Raw genomic sequence first — 17,540 nt, 5'->3', positions numbered from 1 at the left:
AACGTCGCTCGGGGCGGGGGCCCGGCGGCAGCCTTCGGTTCGAACCGGGGCGCCGCGCGGGTCGTGTTCATCGCGATGGTGTCGCCCCTGCGGGAGAACCACCGGGCGAGGGCGGGTTCCGCCGGACCGTCGCTGCTAACATGGCTACCCCGTGGGCAGTGGTTAGACGCGGACCGGAATCGCGAGGAGGGGCTTTCGGCCCACATCCTGCGGTCATGCCCATCTGGCGCGACCTGCAGGACAACTCCCAGCGAAATCAAAACCTTATCTCGCGTCGCGAGTGTAACAGATAACGCTTTCCGGATGACCTCTCCAGCCAACACCGCCACGGGCCCCGGGGCCCGCACTATTCGTGTGCCGGACGACCGTGAAGGTCAGCGGCTCGACAACTTCCTGCTCGGCCAGCTCAAAGGCGCGCCGCGTTCATTGATTTATAAGCTGGTCCGTTCGGGCCAGGTCCGGGTCAACGGCGGCCGCGCCAAGGCCGAGCGCAAGCTCGAGGCCGGCGACGAGGTGCGCATTCCGCCGGTCCGTCTCAGCGAGGTCGGAGAAAAAGCGGCCCCGCCCAAGGGCTTCATGGACGCCCTGGACGCCGCGATCGTGTTCGAGGACGCGCGCCTGCTGGCCCTGAACAAGCCCTCCGGGGTGGCCAGCCACGGCGGCAGCGGCATCAGTTTCGGCGCCATCGAGACCCTGCGCGCGCTGCGCCCCGGCCAGACCCTGGAGCTGGTCCACCGCCTGGACCGCGACACCTCGGGGCTGCTGATCGTGGCCAAGAAGCGCTCGGCCCTGACCGAGATGCAGGCGCTGATGCGCGAGGACGGCGGTATCGCAAAACGCTACCTGGCCCTGCTGACCGGGCGCGTGCCCGACGGGGTGATGAGCGTGGATGCGCCGCTGCACATCGGCCTGCGCCAGGGCGGCGAGCGCCACGTTCAGGTCCACCGCGACGGCAAGGCCTCGCTCAGCCATTTCAAGGTGCTGGAGCGGCGCGGCGGGCAGTCCTATTGCGAGGTCCGGATCGAGACCGGCCGCACCCACCAGATCCGCGTGCACGCCCAGCACATCGGCCACGCGGTGGCCGGCGACGACAAATACGGCGACCCGGAGGCCAACAAGCGCCTGCGCGACCAGGCCGGCCTGCGCCGGCTGTTCCTGCATGCCTCGACCCTGGAGTTCGCGCTGGACGGCGGCCGCGAACCTTATCTATTGAACGCGCCGCTGGCGCCGGAGTTGATCGAGGTGCTGGATCGGTTGGCTTGATCCAGCGAGTCAGTGGCCCACCAGGGAGTGGTGCGCCTTGGCGGCCAGATAGCAGTCCACGCACACCACCGCGAAGTCGTTGAACGCCCGGAAGGCCTCGGTCATGTCGCCTTCGGCTTCGAACTTGGCTTCGCAGGCATGGCACCAGGCCTGAAGGTCGTTCGGGTCGTCGCTGTTCTCGATGAACCCCGCCCTGGGGAGGTCGCTGCCGCCGAGCAAGTGGCGGCAGATGACGGTGGCGATGCGCTGGCCGTGTTCGCCGCAGTTGAGCATCAAGGGTTCGAGATCGCTGCCCATCGTCGTCTGTCGGTGCTTGCTCAACGCACCTCGATCGCCGTGCTGCTGCGCAGTTCGCCGTCGACGCGGACTTCGAACAGGTAGGGGCCCGCGCTCAGCGGCTGCGGCGTGGCGTAGTCGAGGTTGCTGAGTTCGGCGCGCGCCGGGGGGGCCAGGCTGCGGCTTTCTTCGTGCACCACCGGATACAGGTCGGGGTTGTCGCTGGCCTTGGGGTCGGCGCGGCGCAGCGCCAGCCTGAGCTCGAGCTTGGCGGGTACGTATAGGCCGATCTTCGCGCGCAGCGGTTGGCCGGCCGGGGGTGGGGTGAGCTGCGCGGCGCCTTGCGCGTCGACCAGGGCCACGCTCACGCGCCGGCAGCTTTCGGACGAGACCTCGGGCAGCACGAAATCGACCGGAATGCGCGCCCGCGACGGCGTGGCCTGGCCGTTGAAGATCTCCGGGGTCCAGCGCGTCTCGCGGGCGGCCGCAAACGCGGCGCGGTCGAGGTTGCGGTTGCGCGAGCTGTGTTCGATCCCGACGTCGAGCACGTCGCCTTCGGCCCCGATCGTCACGACCAAAGTGGTAGTGCCGGAGATGCGCATGCAGGCTTCGGCGTCGGGGTAGCGCACCCGCATCGGGGTCTTCATCTTGGCGTCGCGCTGGCGCAGGCGCGGATCGACCACGCGTGGCGGTGTGTCCCAGCCGCCCGGCGGCGGCGAGGGAGGCGGCGGAGGCGGCGTTTGCGCGTGAACTGCGGCATACGACGACAACAGGATCAGCGCGAACAGGGGTGCGGCGCGGCGTGCAAGGGTACGGATCATGTAAAACGAGGCCTCCCCAGGTCTCGGTGGGATGCGCTGCCGCCGCCATGACGGACGCGGACGCCATCATCGCCGATTCGCGTGCGCTCGCCGCGCGCTCGTCCGATGTCTTGCGGCAGGCCGTGCGCGGCTTGCGGCAGCGCCACCGGCGCGCGCGGAACGCCTCAGCGCACTTCGAACTCGTGGTGCGCGCGCGGCTCGCCGTCGACCAACACGTCCAGCGCGTAGCGCCCCGGGCTGGGCGGCCGCGGCACGCTTGCGTCGAACGAGCTGCGACGCTCGTTGTCCGGTCGCTCCAGCTTGCGGCGCTGTTCGTGGATCGGGGATTCGCTCTGCGACGGCGCGCCGATGCGGCGCAATTGCAACCGCGCTTCCAGTGCGACCGGCACGAACAATTCCACCCGCATCTCGATCGGCTCCGCGGATGCGGGAATAACGTCCTCGCCGTCATCGCCGAACAGGGTGATCTCGACGCGCCGACAGTACTCGCGCGGCTCATCGTCCGACACGAACTTCACCGCCAGGGGCAGGCTGGAGGCGACCGCTTCGCCGTTCACGATTTCGGCCTGCCAGCGCGTGCGACGCGCGCCCTCGACCGCCGCGCGGTCTAGTTCGGCGCTGCCCGAGCTGCGTTCGATCTCGACCGCCGACACACTGTCGTCGGCGCCGACGGTGACGATCAGGCCGACGGTGCCCTCTATGCGCAAACAGGCCTGATCGCGCGGATAGCGCGGTTGCACTGCCGAGCGCGCGGCGAGCGGGCGCTGCGGCTTGCTCGGATCGATCGCGACCGATGCCGGCGGGGCAGGTGGCGCGGGCGGGGGCGGGGTTTGCGCGATCGCACTGCCGGCCAACAGGATCAGCGCGAGTGGCCACAGCCTGCGGCGATTCGGACGAACGGACATGGTGGCGCGGCTCCCCGGAGCTCGTGATGCTGCGAATGCGAATAGACGATCCAAGGCAAAGGCCGCGCGCGAACCGCACGGCCTCAGACCCCAGCGCAATCCTCGCTCAGAGCTTGTTCTTCTTTTCCTCGTCGTACACGAAGCACGACTCCGGACGCACCGCTGGCGGGGCGAAGGTCACCGGCACCTGGATCGAGACCGGCGTGGGCTTGCCGGCGCGGGTGGCGGCGCGGAAGGTCCAGCCGCGCACCGCCGCGACCGCGGCGTCGTCGAGCTGCTTGGTCTTGCTGGTCTGGACGATGCGGATATCGGTGGGCTTGCCCTCGACCCCGATGACGACCTTGAGCACGGCCGTGCCGCCGATGTCCTCGCAGCCCAGTTCCATCGGGTAGGTGGGGGGCGGCGTGCTCACCGCGAGCGGCTCGGTGGAGCGGATGATGGGTTCCTCGGCCGGCTTCTTGCAGGCCGCGAGCGACGCGCACAGGGCCACGGTCGCGGCCACGATGCGCAGGGAAGGGAGCGAAACGGGGCTGGTCATGGCGGCGGTCAACCGGTGAGGGCGTCGGCTTTGGCGGCGCAGATGAAATCGTTCTCGCTGAGCCCGCCGACGTCGTGAGTGGAGTAACGCACCACGCAACGGTCGTAATGCACGCCCAGGTCGGGGTGGTGGTCTTCGCGATGGGCCATGAAGGCCAGCGCGTTCACGAAGGCCATGGTGCGGTAGTAGTCGTCGAAGCGGAAGGTGCGCACCAGCGCGTGACCGTCTTCGGCCAGTTCCCAGCCCGGCACTTCCGGCAGCAGTTCGCGCACGCGCGCCTCGCTGAGGCGGTGTTCGCTGCCGCGGCGGGCCAGGCAATGCGCCTGGGCGAGGGGGATCAGATCGTTCATCGGACTTACGCTCCTTGCGGGGCTGGGCTGCGGGTCCGTTCGGGCTTGCCTGAATGGAACTCGCAACAGCGGCCGCCGCGGCCGTCGGGGTGTGTCTTCACGTGACACGGACCCCGCTAGAATAGCCCCATGATCAACATTTCCGAATCCGCGCAGACCCATTTCCGCAAGCTGATCGAGCGCGAGGCGCTGCCCGGCCTGGGCGTGAAGCTGTCGGCGGTGCATGCCGGCACGCCGCGCGCGGACGTGCGCCTGGAGTTCGCCGAGCCCGGCGACCTGGCCGGAGACGAATGGGCGATCGACTGCGACGGCTTCACCCTGTGGCTGGAAGCGGTCAGCGTGAAGTACCTGGACGGCGCCGAGATCGACTACGAAACCATGGCCACCGGCGGCCAGCTGCAGATCCGCGCGCCCAAGATCAAGGGCGAGGCGCCGACGGACTCGGCCTCGCTGGTCGAGCGCGTGCATTGGCTGGTCGAGCACGAGATCAATCCGCAGCTGGCCGAACACCGCGGCCACGTGTCGGTGCAGGAAGTGACCGCCGAGGGCGTGGTGCTGCTGCGCTTCGGCGGCGGTTGCCACGGCTGCGGCATGGCCGACGTCACCCTCAAGCAGGGCATCGAGAAGACCCTGATGAGCAAGGTGCCCGGCGTGACCGCGGTGCGCGACGCCACCGACCACGAGACCGGCGAGGCTCCGTATATCCGCCGCGAATCCGCGGCCTGAGCCCGGCGCGGCGCCGTAGATGTATTCCGCCGCCGCACTCATCGAAGCCCTGCAGCGCAGGCTGCGTCTGAATGTGCGTCGCGATTCGCTCAAGCCCGGCGAGTTTCCGCCTGGCTGGGCGACCTGGTTCGCCGCCATGGGCGAACGCGTCGGCCGGGTGACCGGCGCGCCCGCCGCCGCCATCGTCGATCAACTGCTGGAACGGCCGCTGACCCAGCCGCCGCGCCGGGTCGGCGATCTCAACCGTTGGCAGGCCTTCGCGACGCTGTGGCGCCAGCAATGGCAGCCGCCGGAGCGCGAGACCCGCGGCGTGCACTGGTTCGCGGTGGTCGTCACCCTGCTGTGGCATGTGTTCTTCGGCGGTCTGTTGCTGTGGCTGATGTACCTGCAGTTCCTGGGCACGCCGGCGCCGCCGCCCGAGGGCGAGACCGTGGTCCAGGTCGAGTACATCGGCGTGGGCACGCCGGAGGAACCCGGCGGCGGCCCCGACCAGCCCAGCCAGCAACCGCAGGAATCCGCGGCCCAGGCCGCGCCGGCGCCGGCCGATGCGGCCGCGTCGGCGACCGCCAGCATCGCCTCGCCGACGCTGCCCACGCCGACCCTGGAAGCGGCCGCGCCCGATATCCCGCAGCGCGACGTGCCCGAGCCGCAGTCGCCGCCGCCGACGGTGGAGCAGCCGGTGGCGGTGAGCGAGCCGGTGCCCAGCCCGCCGGAAACCACCGTCTTCACCCTGCCGCCGACCAAGCGCCGCACCGAGACCGCGATCGTCGTGCCGGAGCTGTCGGCGCCGACCCAGCAAGTGCGCCAGGCCGACGTCTCCGAGCCGGTGCAGCCGATCCGGCGCGACCTGCCGCAGCGCGAACTCGCCGCGCCGTCTCTGAGCGCGCGCCTGCCCGAGGTCGCCGCGCGCGAAGTGCCGGCGCCGCTGCAGCGCGCGCCGGTACGCGAACTGCCGACTCCGACCGCGGCCGCGCCGCAGCTGCGCGCGGCCACTCCGAACGTACGCACCCGCGATGTTCCGGCGCCGGCCGCTGCCGCCGCGAGCGCGGCCGCGACGGCGCCCGCGTCGTCGTCGGCGTCGTCCAGCGCGCCTGCTTCGACGGCGGCGACGCGTTCGGCGCCGACCGCCGCGCCCAGCACCGCCGGCACGCCGAGCCCCAGCGGCACGCGTCCGGCCGCAAGCGCCGGCGGCGCCGGTCCCAAGCCGACGCCGGCGCCGGGCGGCATCGCCACGCCGCGGCGCGGCGACGACTGGGGCCAGTCCACGCGCAACGTCCCCGGCGGCCAGCGCGGCGAGAAGCCGGGCTTGTTCAACAGCGACGGCAGCGTGCGCCTGGGCGAGCAGCCGGGCTCGGCCTCGCCGGGCTTCCCGCCGGGCACGATCACTCAGGAAATCAAGAACATCGACCGCGCCGGCACCTGGCTGCGGCGCAAGCCCAACGATTACGAGCCGACCGCGTTCGACAAGTACTGGCGGCCCAACGAGACCCTGTTGCAGGAGTGGGTGCGCAAGGGCTTCAAGGAAGTCGCGATCCCGATCCCGGGCACCACCAAGAGCATCGTCTGCGGCGTCTCGCTGCTGGCCCTGGGCGGCGCCTGCAGCATCAACGACCCCAACCTCAACGAGCAACCCGCGATCGCGCGCCCGCCGCCGGACATTCCGTTCAAGCCCGGCCTGCAGGAGGACAATGGCAGCGTGAAGCCTGGGGGCTAGGAGCTTAGGAGCGAGAAGAGAGTAGTGAGAAGTGAGAAGTGAGTAACGAGGAGCGCTGGTCGCTCACTGCGTACTTCTCATTCTCAAAAAAAAGGCCCGCCGAAGCGGGCCTTTTTGCTATCGCGTGCGCCTGGATCAATGCACGTTATGCAGATCGTGCAGCTTGCTTTCGCGCGAACCGAAGTAGGCGGCGAGGTCGGCGATCTGCTGGTCGGTCAGGGGCTTGGCCTGGCTCGCCATCGTCGAATTCTCGCGGTCGCCGTCGCGGTACATCTGCAGCGAGTGCGCGATGTAGTCGTGGTACTGGCCGCCGAGCATGGGGTAGGTGGCGTCGATCGGGGCATTGCCTTCGGCGCCGTGGCAGTCCACGCAGGACTGGCCGGTGGCCGCGCTCTTGGTGCTGGCCAACTTCTCGCCGGCGGCGATGTGGCCGGCCGGCAGGCCGGACGAGGAGGAGGTGTGGCCTTCGGCGCGGTCGGCGGAGGAATGCTCGGCCGGGGTGTCGCCCTGCGAGCAGGCGGACACGGCGAGGGCGGCGAACAGGGCGATGGCGAGGTGCTTGGTCGTCATGGGGCGGCTGCTCACTGCTTCGCGGTCGAAAGGAAGGCGGCGATATCGGCGATGTCCTGATCCGAGAAGCTCTGCGCCTGCGCCTGCATCGTCGGATGCTTGCGGGTGCCCTTCTTGTATTCGGTCAACGCGGTGGTCAGGTACACCTCCGACTGGCCGACGATCTTCGGCACGTGATAGTTCGGATAGGCGTTCTTGTAGCCGGTGACGCCGTGGCAGCCCTGGCAGGTGTAGGTGAGCTGGCGACCCGTGTCGGCGTTGCCCTTGATGGCCGGCGCCTTGGCGGCGGGAGCCGGAGCGGCGGTGGCCGCGGCCGGAGCGGCGGGAGTGGCGGCCGGAGCCTTGTCCTCGGCGTTCGCGGCCAATGCGGCGGCGATGGTCAGGGCAAAGCAGGCGGCGATCGTCAGCGGTCGCATCATGTCGTAATCCGCAATCTCGAATGGCTAGCGAAAGAGTTGTAGCTGGCTGTGCACGGTCACGACCGCGCATAAGTCCGCAAGTATAGCCCGCGATGCGGATGCAACGAAGTCGTCCCTCGATGCATCGCATAGACAGGGTGTGCCGATGAGGCGCGCGTCGCCCGTTGTCCTGTTTGCCGGTCGCCGCGCCCTGGGCATGGCGGCAGTCACCATGACCTTCGGCGGATGCGGTTTCGGAGGTGGGTGATATACCTATATACAACACCGGCACAAGCGCCGGTTCCAGCTAGCAAGTTCAGCCATCGGGGTCGTCTGAAATGCGTCAAAACACCACATTCCGTAAGGCCGGGGCCGCCCGTGTCGCTCTCCTGGCGCTGTCCTGCGCCCTGGCCCTGACGGCCTGCAAGGGCGGCGGCGGGGCCGGCGAGGCCCAGGCCAAGGAACAGAAGGCGCCCGACGCCGTCCCGGTCGAAGTCGCCCTGGCCTCGCGCCGGGCGATCGCGGCCAGCTACACCGGCACCGCCCCCCTGGAGGCGCGCGCCGAATCCCAGGTGGTCGCCAAGACCTCGGGCGTGGCCTTGAACGTGATGGCCGAGGAAGGCCAGATCGTGCACGCCGGCCAGACCCTGGTGCGCCTGGACTCGGCGCGTTCGGAACTGCAGGCCGCCCAGACCTCGGCGCAGATGCGCAAGCTGGAGGCCAACTTCGCCCGTTCCAAGCAACTGGCCGAGCAGCGCCTGCTCAGCGCCAACGACAACGACCAGCTGCGCTACGACCTGGAAAACGCGCGCGCCGCCAACCGTCTGGCCAATCTCGAACTGTCCTACGCCAACGTGCAGGCGCCTATCTCGGGCGTGATCGCCTCGCGTTCGATCAAGACCGGCAACTTCGTCCAGATCAACACCCCGATCTTCCGCATCGTCGACACCTCGCGCCTGGAAGCCACGCTCAATGTCCCCGAGCGCGAGCTGGCCACCCTCAAGGCCGGCCTGCCGGTACAACTTGCGGTCGACGCGCTGCCGGGCAAGATCTTCCAGGGCACGGTCGATCGCGTCGCCCCGGTGGTGGACTCGGGCAGCGGCACCTTCCGCGTGGTCTGCACCTTCGCCGGCGGCGACACCCTGCAGCCGGGCATGTTCGGCCGCGTCCGCATCGACTACGACAACCGCGCCGACGCCCTGGTGGTGCCGCGCATCGCATTGCTCGAAGACGAGGGCGATCCGGCGGTGTTCGTGATCCGCAACGCCAAGGCCGCGCGCGTACCGATCAAGCTGGGCTACCTGGACGGCGAATGGGCCGAGGTGCGCGCCGGCATCAAGCAGGGCGACCAGGTCGTGGTGGCGGGCAAGACCGCGCTGCGCGACGGCACCCTGGTGCAGTTGATCGGCAAGAACGCGCCCAAGCAGGTCGCGTCCGCCGAGAAATCCGATAAGCCGAAGCAGTAAGGGCGGAGACGCACCGTGACCCCGGCTTCCAAGAACCACGCCCACGAGGGCGGCTCCTTCAATTTGGTCGAATTCTCCACACGCCGCCGGGTCACCGTGGCGATGGTGACCATCACCTTCCTGCTGTTCGGCGTGATCGCGCTGCGCGCCCTCAAGGTCAACCTGCTGCCCGACTTGAGCTATCCGACCCTGACCGTGCGCACCGAGTACACCGGTGCGGCGCCATCGGAAATCGAAACCCTGATCTCCGAGCCGGTCGAAGAGGCCGTAGGCGTGGTCAAGGGCCTGCGCAAGCTCAAGTCGGTCTCGCGTACCGGCCAGAGCGACGTCGTGCTCGAGTTCGCCTGGGGCACCGACATGGACCAGGCCAGCCTGGAGGTGCGCGACAAGATGGAAGTGCTGCAGCTGCCGCTGGAGGCCAAGGCCCCGGTGCTGCTGCGCTTCAATCCCTCGACCGAGCCGATATTGCGCCTCGCCCTGTCGGCCAAGACCGACGGCGATTCGACCCGTCAGCTCACCGCGCTGCGCCGCTACGCCGACGACGACCTCAAGAAGAAGTTGGAACCGGTCGACGGCGTCGCCGCGGTCAAGGTCGGCGGTGGTCTGGAGGACGAGATCCAGGTCGATATCGACCAGCAGAAGCTGGCCCAGCTGAACCTGCCGATCGACACCGTGATCCAGCGCCTGCAGCAGGAGAACATCAATATCTCCGGCGGCCGTCTGGAAGAGGGTTCGCAGCGTTATCTGGTGCGTACCGTCAACCAGTTCGCCAGCGTGCCGGAAATGCGCGAGATGCTGGTCACCACCCAGAGCGGTGGTGGCAACGCGGCCGCCGACGCGGCCGCGCAGATGGCGGCGATCGCGGCCTCCAGCGGCGATGCGGCGGCGATGGCCGCGGCGGCTTCGGTGCAGAGCGCCAACTCCGGTTCCGGTTCCTCCGTGGCCGGCGGCATGCCGGTGCGCCTGAAGGACATCGCCGAGGTCCGTCAGGGCTACAAGGAGCGCGAAGCGATCATCCGCATGGGCGGCAAGGAAGCGGTCGAGCTGGCCATCTATAAGGAAGGCGACGCCAACACCGTCGCCACCGCCGACGCGATCCAGGCCCGCCTGGAACAGCTCAAGGCGCAGATCCCGCCCGACGTCGAACTGACCACCATCGACGACCAGTCGAAGTTCATTCGCGAGTCGATCTACGAGGTGAAGAAGGACGGCATCATCGGCGCGGCGCTGGCGATCCTGATCATCTTCCTGTTCCTGCGCGACGGCTGGAGCACCTTCGTGGTCGGCCTGTCGCTGCCGGTCTCGATCGTCACCACCTTCTTCTTCATGGACCGCCTGGGGCTGAGCCTCAACGTGATGTCGCTGGGCGGCCTGGCGCTGGCCACCGGCCTGGTGGTGGACGACTCGATCGTGGTGCTGGAAAGCATCGCCAAGGCCCGAGAACGCGGGCTGAGCATCCTCGACGCCGCCGTTACCGGCACCCGCGAAGTCAGCATGGCCGTGGTCGCCTCGACCCTGACCACCATCGCGGTGTTCCTGCCGCTGGTATTCGTCGAAGGCATCGCCGGCCAGCTGTTCCGCGACCAGGCCCTGACCGTGGCCCTGGCGATCGGCATCTCACTGATCGTGTCGATGACCCTGATCCCGATGCTGAGCGCGCTCAAGGGCCGCTCGCCGATGGCGTTCCCGGAGGAGGCGCCGCATCCGCGCTGGACGCCCGATTCCAAGTTCCAGAAGCCGCTGGCCGCCACCAGCCACGGCCTGGGCGTGGCCGGCCGCGGCGTGTTCTTCGGCATCGCCTGGTTCTTCGTGCGGATCTGGCGCGGCATCGTCGCCGTGGTCGGCCCGATCATGCGCAAGGCCAGCGACCTCGCGATGTGGCCGTACAGTCGCGCCGAAGCCGGCTATATGCGTCTGCTGCCCAGCGCGATGCGCCGGCCCTGGCTGGTGCTGGGCGCGGCCGCCGCCGCGTTCGCGCTGACCCTGCTGGCGGTGCCGATGCTGGGCGCCGACCTGATCCCGCAGCTGGCCCAGGACCGTTTCGAAATGACGGTCAAGCTGCCGCCGGGCACGCCGCTGCGCGAGACCGACGCCTTGGTGCGCGAGCTGCAGGGCAAGCATGCCAAGGACCCGGGCATCGCCACCGTGTTCGGCGTCAGCGGCGCCGGTACGCGTCTGGACGCCAACCCGACCGAGAGCGGCGAGAACATCGGCAAGCTCAGCATCGTCATGACCGACGGCGGCAGCAAGCAGATCGAAGCCGCCGAGACCGAACGTCTGCGCCAGACCATGCGTGCCCATCCCAGCGCCCAGGTCAACTTCAGCCGTCCGGCGCTGTTCTCGTTCTCCACGCCCTTGGAAATCGAGCTGCGCGGGCAGGACATGGCGACCATCCAGCGCGCCGGCCAGCGCGTGGCCGCGATGCTGCGCGAGAACCCGCACTACGCCGACGTCAAATCGACGGTGGAGCAGGGCTTCCCCGAGATCCAGATCCGCTTCGATCAGGAACGCGCTGGAGCGCTCGGCCTGACCACGCGCCAGATCGCCGACGTGGTGGTCAAGAAGGTGCGCGGCGACGTCGCCACCCGCTACAGCTTCCGCGATCGCAAGATCGACGTGCTGGTGCGGGCGCGCGAAGCCGACCGCGCCTCGGTCGAAAGCATCCGCCGTCTGATCGTCAATCCGGGCAGCAACCGCCCCGTGACCCTGGACTCGGTCGCCGACGTGATCTCCACCACCGGCCCCAGCGAAATCCATCGCGCCGATCAGGTGCGCGTGGCGATCGTTTCGGCCAACCTGCGCGATATCGACCTCGGCGGCGCCGTGGCTGAGGTGCAGAAGATGGTCGCCGACAATCCGCTGCCGGACGTGCGCATGCACATCGGCGGTCAGGGCGAGGAACTGCAGCAATCGATCAACTCGCTGCTGTTCGCGTTCGGCCTGGCGATCTTCCTGGTCTACCTGGTGATGGCCTCGCAGTTCGAGTCGCTGCTGCATCCGTTCGTGATCCTGTTCACCATTCCGCTGGCCCTGGTCGGCGCGGTGCTGGCGCTGCTGATCAGCAACTCGGCGGTGTCGGTGGTGGTGTTCATCGGCCTGATCCTGCTGGTCGGCCTGGTGGTTAAGAACGCCATCATCCTGATCGACAAGGTCAACCAACTGCGCGAGCAGGGCGTGGCCAAGCGCGATGCCCTGGTCGAAGGCGCGCGTTCGCGTCTGCGCCCGATCATCATGACCACGCTGTGCACCTTGTTCGGCTTTCTGCCACTGGCGCTCGCCACGGGGCAGGGCGCGGAAGTGCGTTCGCCGATGGCGATCACGGTGATCGGCGGCCTGCTGGTGTCGACCCTTCTGACCCTGATAGTGATCCCGGTGGTGTACGACCTGCTCGACCGCCGCTCCGACGAGCACTACCGCGAACGCGCGCGCCGCGCCCGTCGCGAGGAGCGCGCCGCGGCCGAGCTGATCGAGGACGATCAAACGCCGCTGGTCGATCCGACCGGTTCGGGCCAGGCTTGAGGAGCGCACGATGAGCATCGCCGAGCTCAGCATCAAGCGTCCCGTCACCACGGTCATGCTGTTCGTGTCGCTGTTCGTGATCGGCCTGATCGCTGCGATCAGGCTGCCCCTGGAAGCGTTCCCGGAGGTCTCGCCGCCCTTCATCTTCGTGCAGATGCCGTACACCGGCTCGACCCCGGAAGAGGTCGAGCGCACGGTGTTGCGTCCGGTCGAAGAGTCGCTGTCGACCATGACCGGCATCAAGCGCATGGATGCCAGCGCGCGTTCGGACGGCGCCAACATCTTCATCCAGTTCTCCAACTGGGACCGCGATGTGGCGATCGCCGCGTCCGAGGCGCGCGAGCGCATCGACGCGATCCGCTCCGATCTGCCGGACGACTTGCAGCGCTACTTCGTGCTCAAGTTCTCGACCACCGACCAGCCGGTGCTGCGCGTGCGTCTGGCCGGCGACATCGACCTGACCGGCGCCTACGACCTGATCGACCGCGAGTTCAAACGCCGCATCGAGCGTCTGCCCGGCGTGGCCCGGGTCGAGGTCTCCGGCGCGCCGCCGAACGAGGTCGAGATCGCGATCCAGCCCGATCGCCTGAACGCGCACAACCTCAGCCTCAACGATTTGACCACGCGCCTGCAGGCGGTGAACTTCTCGGTCTCGGCCGGGCAGATCGACGACGGCGGCCAGCGCCTGCGCGTGCAGCCGGTGGGCGAGGTCACCGACCTGCAGCAGCTGCGCGATCTGGTGATCGGCGGCAACGGCACGCGCCTGGGCGATATCGCCGACGTGCGCATGAAGCCGGCGCGCATGGACTATGGCCGTCGCCTCGACGGCCGCCCGGCGGTCGGCCTGGACGTCTTCAAGGAGCGTAACGCCAACCTGGTCGAGGTATCGCGGCTGGCGCTGCAGGAGGTCGAGGACATCCGCAAGGAGCCCTCGCTGCGCGGCGTGCAGATCAAGATCATCGAGAACCAGGGCGAAAACGTCACCACCTCGCTGCTGGACCTGGCCGAGGCCGGCGGCATCGGCCTGGTGCTGTCGATCGCGGTGCTGTTCTTCTTCCTGCGCCACTGGCCGTCGACGCTGATGGTGACCCTGGCCATCCCGATCTGTTTCGTGATGACCTTGGGCTTCATGTACTTCGCCGGAGTCACCCTCAACATTTTGTCGATGATGGGCCTGCTGCTGGCGGTCGGCATGCTGGTCGACAACGCCGTGGTGGTGGTGGAGAGCATCTACCAGGAACGCGAGAAGATGCCCGGGCAGCCGCGGCTGGCCTCGATCCTGGGCACCCGCCACGTCGCCATCGCGCTGACGGCGGGCACCCTGTGCCATTGCATCGTGTTCCTGCCCAACCTGTTCGGCGAGCGCAACTTCCTCAGCATCTACATGGCCCAGATCGCGATCACGATCTCGGTGTCGCTGCTGGCGTCGTGGCTGGTCGCGGTCAGCCTGATCCCGATGATCTCGGCGCGTCTGAAGACCCCGCCCACGGTCAACAACACCACCGGCCTGATCCCGCGTCTGCAGACCCGCTACGCGCGTTTCCTGCGCTGGACCCTGGCCCATCGCGGCTGGAGCGTGCTGGGCATCGTGCTGATCGTCGCGGTCAGCGTGATCCCGATGAAGATGACCAAGTTCGACATGTTCGGCGGCGACGAAGGCGGCGAAGTCAACGTCTTCTACCAATGGAAGGGCAGCTACACCAAGGAACAGATGTCGGAGGAAGTGCTGCGGGTCGAGAAATTCCTCGACGCCAACCGCAAGCGTTACCACATCACCCAGGTCTACTCCTACTACAGCGAAGTCGGCGGCGCGGGCACCCGCATCACCTTCGACACCAAGGAGGCCAGCGCGACCAAGCCGCTGGTGGACGCGATCAGCAAGGCGCTGCCGAAGTCGGCGCGCGCCGACATCGGCATCGGCGACCAGGGCGGTCCCGGTGGCGGTGGCGGCCAGCCCGGTAAGAACGTGCAGGTGCAACTGGTCGGCGATTCGACCCAGACCCTGGCCGAGGTGGCCAAGGACATCGTGCCGATCCTGGCCAAGCGCAAGGAACTGCGCGACGTGCGTGTCGATGCCGGCGATCAGAACAGCGAGCTGGCGGTGCGGGTGGACCGCGAGCGCGCGGCCTCGTTCGGCTTCAGCGCCCAGGAAGTCTCGCGCTTCGTCGGCCTGGCCCTGCGCGGCGCGCCGCTGCGCGAGTTCCGTCGCGGCGAGACCGAAGTGCCGGTGTGGGTGCGTTTCGCCGGCGCCGAGAACTACGGCGTCGAGGACATCGCCTCGTTCACCGTGCGCGCGCCTGACGGCCGCACCGTGCCGCTGCTGAGCATGGTCGACGTCAGCGTGCGTCCGGCCGCGACCGAGATCCGCCGCGCCAACCGCCAGACCACCCTGACCATCCAGGCCAACCTGGCCGACAAGGCCACCATGCCGGATGCGCGCAAGGCGATGGAGGACACCCTCAAGTCGGTGTCGTTCCCGGCCGGCTACAGCTACTCCTTCGAGGGCGGCGCGTTCGAGGACGAGGACGACGCGATGGGGCAGATGGTGTTCAACCTGGTCCTGGCCCTGATCATGATCTACGTGGTGATGGCGGCGGTGTTCGAATCCCTGCTGTTCCCGGCGGCGATCATGAGCGGCGTGCTGTTCTCGGTGTTCGGCGTGTTCTGGCTGTTCTGGCTCACCGGCACCACCTTCGGCATCATGTCCTTCATCGGCATCCTGGTGCTGATGGGCGTGGTGGTGAACAACGGCATCGTCATGATCGAGCACATCAACAACCTGCGCCGGCGCGGCCTGTCGCGCACCGAGGCCCTGGTCGAGGGCAGCCGCGAACGCCTGCGGCCGATCCTGATGACCATGGGCACGGCGATCCTGGCGATGGTGCCGATCGCGCTGTCGACCAGCGGCAGCAACGACATGCCGGCCTACTACCCGATGGCGCGCGCGATCGCCGGCGGCCTGGCGTTCTCGACCCTGGTCAGCCTGCTGTTCCTGCCGACCATCTACGCCATCCTCGACGACCTGCGTAACGGCAGCGCCCGCGCGGTCCGCCGCGCGCGCGGCAAATCGGGCGACCCGGCGCTGCCGGCCGCGTCAGTCGCGGCCCTGCACGCCGAGTGAGCCCCGATCCCGGGTCCGCCCCAACGGCGGACCCGGGGCAGGGTGGCGCCTGCCGCCCCCGGGGTAGGAGCGGCGCAAGCCGCGACCGCGCCCCCGCGAGGGCCCGCGCAGGCTGCCCCCAGCCGGATCCGGACCCAAACCGACGCCCCCGCCCGAATTCGGCCCCAACCGGCGCCTCCCCAACCCCCGATTTGCACCTAAGCCCTTGACCCTGCCATAATTTCCGGCTCCCGCGAGGCCCCGTGCCGTCGCAGGACCCTTGCCCTACCGCGCCCGGCGATTCCTCGCCCGGTGGCGGGGGGCTACACCGGCCCGGTTTTCGGGCCGACACCCACAAGGAAACAACGATGCGTCATTACGAAGTCGTGTTCCTGGTCCACCCGGACCAGAGCGAGCAGGTCCCGGCCATGATCGAGCGCTACAAGTCGCTGATCGAAGCCGGCGAAGGCAAGATCCACCGTCTCGAGGATTGGGGCCGCCGTCAGCTGGCCTACCCGATCGAGAACCTGGTCAAAGCCCATTACGTCCTGCTCAACATCGAAGTCACCCAGACCGTGCTCAACGAGCTGGTCGACGGCTTCCGTTTCAACGACGCGGTGCTGCGTCACCTGGTCATGAAGCGCGACGAGGCCGACACCGAACAGTCCCTGATCATGAAGTTCAAGGACGAGAAGGGCGACAAGCCCGAGCGCGGCGAGCGCCGTCGTCGTGACGACGACAGCGACAACGCAGTCGGCACCGCCGACAGCGCCGAAGACAACGCCGAAGCCGCCTAAGGGATCGCACTCATGTCCAAGTTCTTCCGCCGCCGCAAGTTCTGCAAGTTCACCGCCGAAGGCGTGAAAGAGATCGACTACAAGGATCTCAACACCCTGCGTCAGTACCTCACCGAGACCGGCAAGATCGTGCCGAGCCGCGTGACCGGTACCAAGTCGAAGTACCAGCGCCAGCTGTCGACGGCCGTCAAGCGCGCCCGTTTCCTCGCGCTGATCCCGTACACCGACAACCACAACGCGTAAGTAAAGACGTTCGCCCGCTTGCGGGCGAACCCTTTGTCCCCCTCTCCCGCTGGCGGGAGAGGGCAGGGGTGAGGGCCGCGACAGCGCCCGAACCCGCACAAAGCCTTTTCGGACAGCGTCCTCTGCTGCGGACCTACAGGCCCGCTAACGAATACGGAGCACCACCATGCAACTGATCCTTCTGCAGAAAGTCACCAACCTGGGCAACCTCGGCGACAAGGTCAACGTGAAGCCGGGCTACGGCCGCAACTTCCTGGTCCCGCAGGGCAAGGCCGTGCCGGCCACCGCCGCCAACCTGGCCGAGTTCGAAGCCAAGCGCGCCGACTACGAGGCCAAGGCCAAGTCGCTGCTCGACGGCGCCGAAGGCCGCAAGGCCAAGCTCGAGGACGTCTCGGTGACGATCCACGCCAACGCCTCCACCGAAGGCAAGCTGTACGGTTCGGTCACCCCGCGCGATATCGCCGAGGCCCTGACCAAGCACGGCCACCCGGTCGAGAAGTCGGAAGTGATCATGGGCGAAGGCCCGCTGCGCCGCACCGGCGAATACGACATCCTGCTGCACCTGCACGCGGACGTCGAAGTCACCGTCAAGGTCGTGATCGAAGGCGAAGCCGCCTGATCCGATCGTCGCGTAGACGATGACGACGAAAGGCGCCGCGAGGCGCCTTTCGTTTTTGCGCCGCCGTCGCGGCCCGCCGATGGAAGGTAGGCCGCAGTCTCAGCCCGTGAGACCGCGCCCCGGATGCTGAAGCCTGTGCGCTATCCACGTGATATCCACAGACTTATCCGTGGCCCCGACCTACGGCGGCGACTACGATGCCTCAGCAGCCCGGCCAGCTTTCGTCCGACCGTAC

The 17,540-nt window shown here is 68.4% G+C and carries 16 protein-coding genes; 9 read left to right on the top strand and 7 right to left on the bottom strand.

Features of this window, described 5'->3' with window-relative positions; all coding sequences use genetic code 11:
• Positions 1-303 precede the first annotated feature (303 nt).
• A complete protein-coding gene (locus ASD69_RS06245; RefSeq protein ID WP_056175124.1) occupies positions 304-1,263 on the top strand; it encodes an RluA family pseudouridine synthase in 960 nt (319 codons plus the stop codon).
• A gap of 9 nt (positions 1,264-1,272) precedes the next feature.
• On the opposite strand, the gene ASD69_RS06240 is transcribed toward ASD69_RS06245, so the two are convergent.
• From ASD69_RS06240 to ASD69_RS06220, 5 genes are all read right to left on the bottom strand, one after another.
• A complete protein-coding gene (locus ASD69_RS06240) occupies positions 1,273-1,584 on the bottom strand; it encodes a hypothetical protein (RefSeq protein ID WP_235567151.1) in 312 nt (103 codons plus the stop codon).
• Entirely contained in the window at positions 1,581-2,360 is a 780-nt protein-coding gene (locus tag ASD69_RS06235; protein WP_056175117.1) for an energy transducer TonB, read from the bottom strand. The genes ASD69_RS06240 and ASD69_RS06235 overlap by 4 nt, the downstream gene beginning before the upstream one ends.
• Before the next feature lie 164 nt (positions 2,361-2,524).
• Positions 2,525-3,265 carry an energy transducer TonB gene (locus ASD69_RS06230; RefSeq protein ID WP_056175114.1) on the bottom strand — a complete coding sequence of 247 codons (741 nt, stop codon included), beginning with the start codon at positions 3,263-3,265 and terminating at the stop codon, positions 2,525-2,527.
• Between the two features lie 106 nt (positions 3,266-3,371).
• Positions 3,372-3,803, bottom strand: a complete 432-nt coding sequence (locus tag ASD69_RS06225) for an energy transducer TonB (RefSeq protein ID WP_056176652.1) — start codon at positions 3,801-3,803, stop codon at positions 3,372-3,374.
• 8 nt (positions 3,804-3,811) lie between these two features.
• Positions 3,812-4,153, bottom strand: coding sequence for a 4a-hydroxytetrahydrobiopterin dehydratase (locus ASD69_RS06220; protein WP_056175111.1), 342 nt, complete (start codon positions 4,151-4,153; stop codon positions 3,812-3,814).
• A 129-nt stretch (positions 4,154-4,282) separates the two neighbouring features.
• Here ASD69_RS06220 and ASD69_RS06215 point away from each other — a divergent pair, with 129 nt between their 5' ends.
• Together ASD69_RS06215 and ASD69_RS06210 are read left to right on the top strand one after the other, a co-directional pair.
• The gene (locus ASD69_RS06215; protein WP_056175108.1) at positions 4,283-4,879 is read left to right on the top strand and encodes an NfuA family Fe-S biogenesis protein; all 597 of its coding nucleotides are present in this window, start codon (positions 4,283-4,285) and stop codon (positions 4,877-4,879) included.
• A 19-nt stretch (positions 4,880-4,898) separates the two neighbouring features.
• Positions 4,899-6,593, top strand: a complete 1,695-nt coding sequence (locus ASD69_RS06210; protein WP_056175107.1) for a hypothetical protein — start codon at positions 4,899-4,901, stop codon at positions 6,591-6,593.
• Between the two features lie 135 nt (positions 6,594-6,728).
• Here ASD69_RS06210 and ASD69_RS06205 read toward each other — a convergent pair whose 3' ends face one another.
• Both ASD69_RS06205 and ASD69_RS06200 read right to left on the bottom strand, forming a co-directional pair.
• A complete protein-coding gene (locus ASD69_RS06205) occupies positions 6,729-7,163 on the bottom strand; it encodes a c-type cytochrome (RefSeq protein WP_056175104.1) in 435 nt (144 codons plus the stop codon).
• Between the two features lie 11 nt (positions 7,164-7,174).
• Positions 7,175-7,579 carry a cytochrome c gene (locus ASD69_RS06200; RefSeq protein WP_056176647.1) on the bottom strand — a complete coding sequence of 135 codons (405 nt, stop codon included), beginning with the start codon at positions 7,577-7,579 and terminating at the stop codon, positions 7,175-7,177.
• A 320-nt stretch (positions 7,580-7,899) separates the two neighbouring features.
• Here ASD69_RS06200 and ASD69_RS06195 point away from each other — a divergent pair, with 320 nt between their 5' ends.
• The 6 genes from ASD69_RS06195 to rplI all read left to right on the top strand — a co-directional run bounded on the left by ASD69_RS06195 (position 7,900) and on the right by rplI (position 17,305).
• Positions 7,900-9,027 carry an efflux RND transporter periplasmic adaptor subunit gene (locus ASD69_RS06195; protein ID WP_056175101.1) on the top strand — a complete coding sequence of 376 codons (1,128 nt, stop codon included), beginning with the start codon at positions 7,900-7,902 and terminating at the stop codon, positions 9,025-9,027.
• Positions 9,028-9,042: 15 nt separating this feature from the next.
• The gene (locus ASD69_RS06190) at positions 9,043-12,546 is read left to right on the top strand and encodes an efflux RND transporter permease subunit (protein ID WP_056175098.1); all 3,504 of its coding nucleotides are present in this window, start codon (positions 9,043-9,045) and stop codon (positions 12,544-12,546) included.
• A 10-nt stretch (positions 12,547-12,556) separates the two neighbouring features.
• The gene (locus tag ASD69_RS06185; protein WP_056175095.1) at positions 12,557-15,667 is read left to right on the top strand and encodes an efflux RND transporter permease subunit; all 3,111 of its coding nucleotides are present in this window, start codon (positions 12,557-12,559) and stop codon (positions 15,665-15,667) included.
• Between the two features lie 347 nt (positions 15,668-16,014).
• On the top strand, positions 16,015-16,443 hold the full coding sequence (rpsF, locus tag ASD69_RS06180) for a 30S ribosomal protein S6 (protein ID WP_056175092.1): 429 nt from the start codon (positions 16,015-16,017) through the stop codon (positions 16,441-16,443).
• 12 nt (positions 16,444-16,455) lie between these two features.
• Positions 16,456-16,686: a 30S ribosomal protein S18 gene (gene rpsR / locus ASD69_RS06175; RefSeq protein ID WP_055899483.1), complete on the top strand. Its 231-nt coding sequence runs from the start codon at positions 16,456-16,458 to the stop codon at positions 16,684-16,686.
• 166 nt (positions 16,687-16,852) lie between these two features.
• Positions 16,853-17,305: a 50S ribosomal protein L9 gene (gene rplI, locus ASD69_RS06170; protein ID WP_056175089.1), complete on the top strand. Its 453-nt coding sequence runs from the start codon at positions 16,853-16,855 to the stop codon at positions 17,303-17,305.
• The last annotated feature ends 235 nt before the right edge of the window (positions 17,306-17,540 follow it).

This window comes from Lysobacter sp. Root604, assembly GCF_001427505.1.
Taxonomy (GTDB): Bacteria; Pseudomonadota; Gammaproteobacteria; order Xanthomonadales; family Xanthomonadaceae; genus Lysobacter.
Note: the sequence above shows the minus strand (reverse complement) of the source record. Positions and strands in the feature narration are given on the sequence as shown.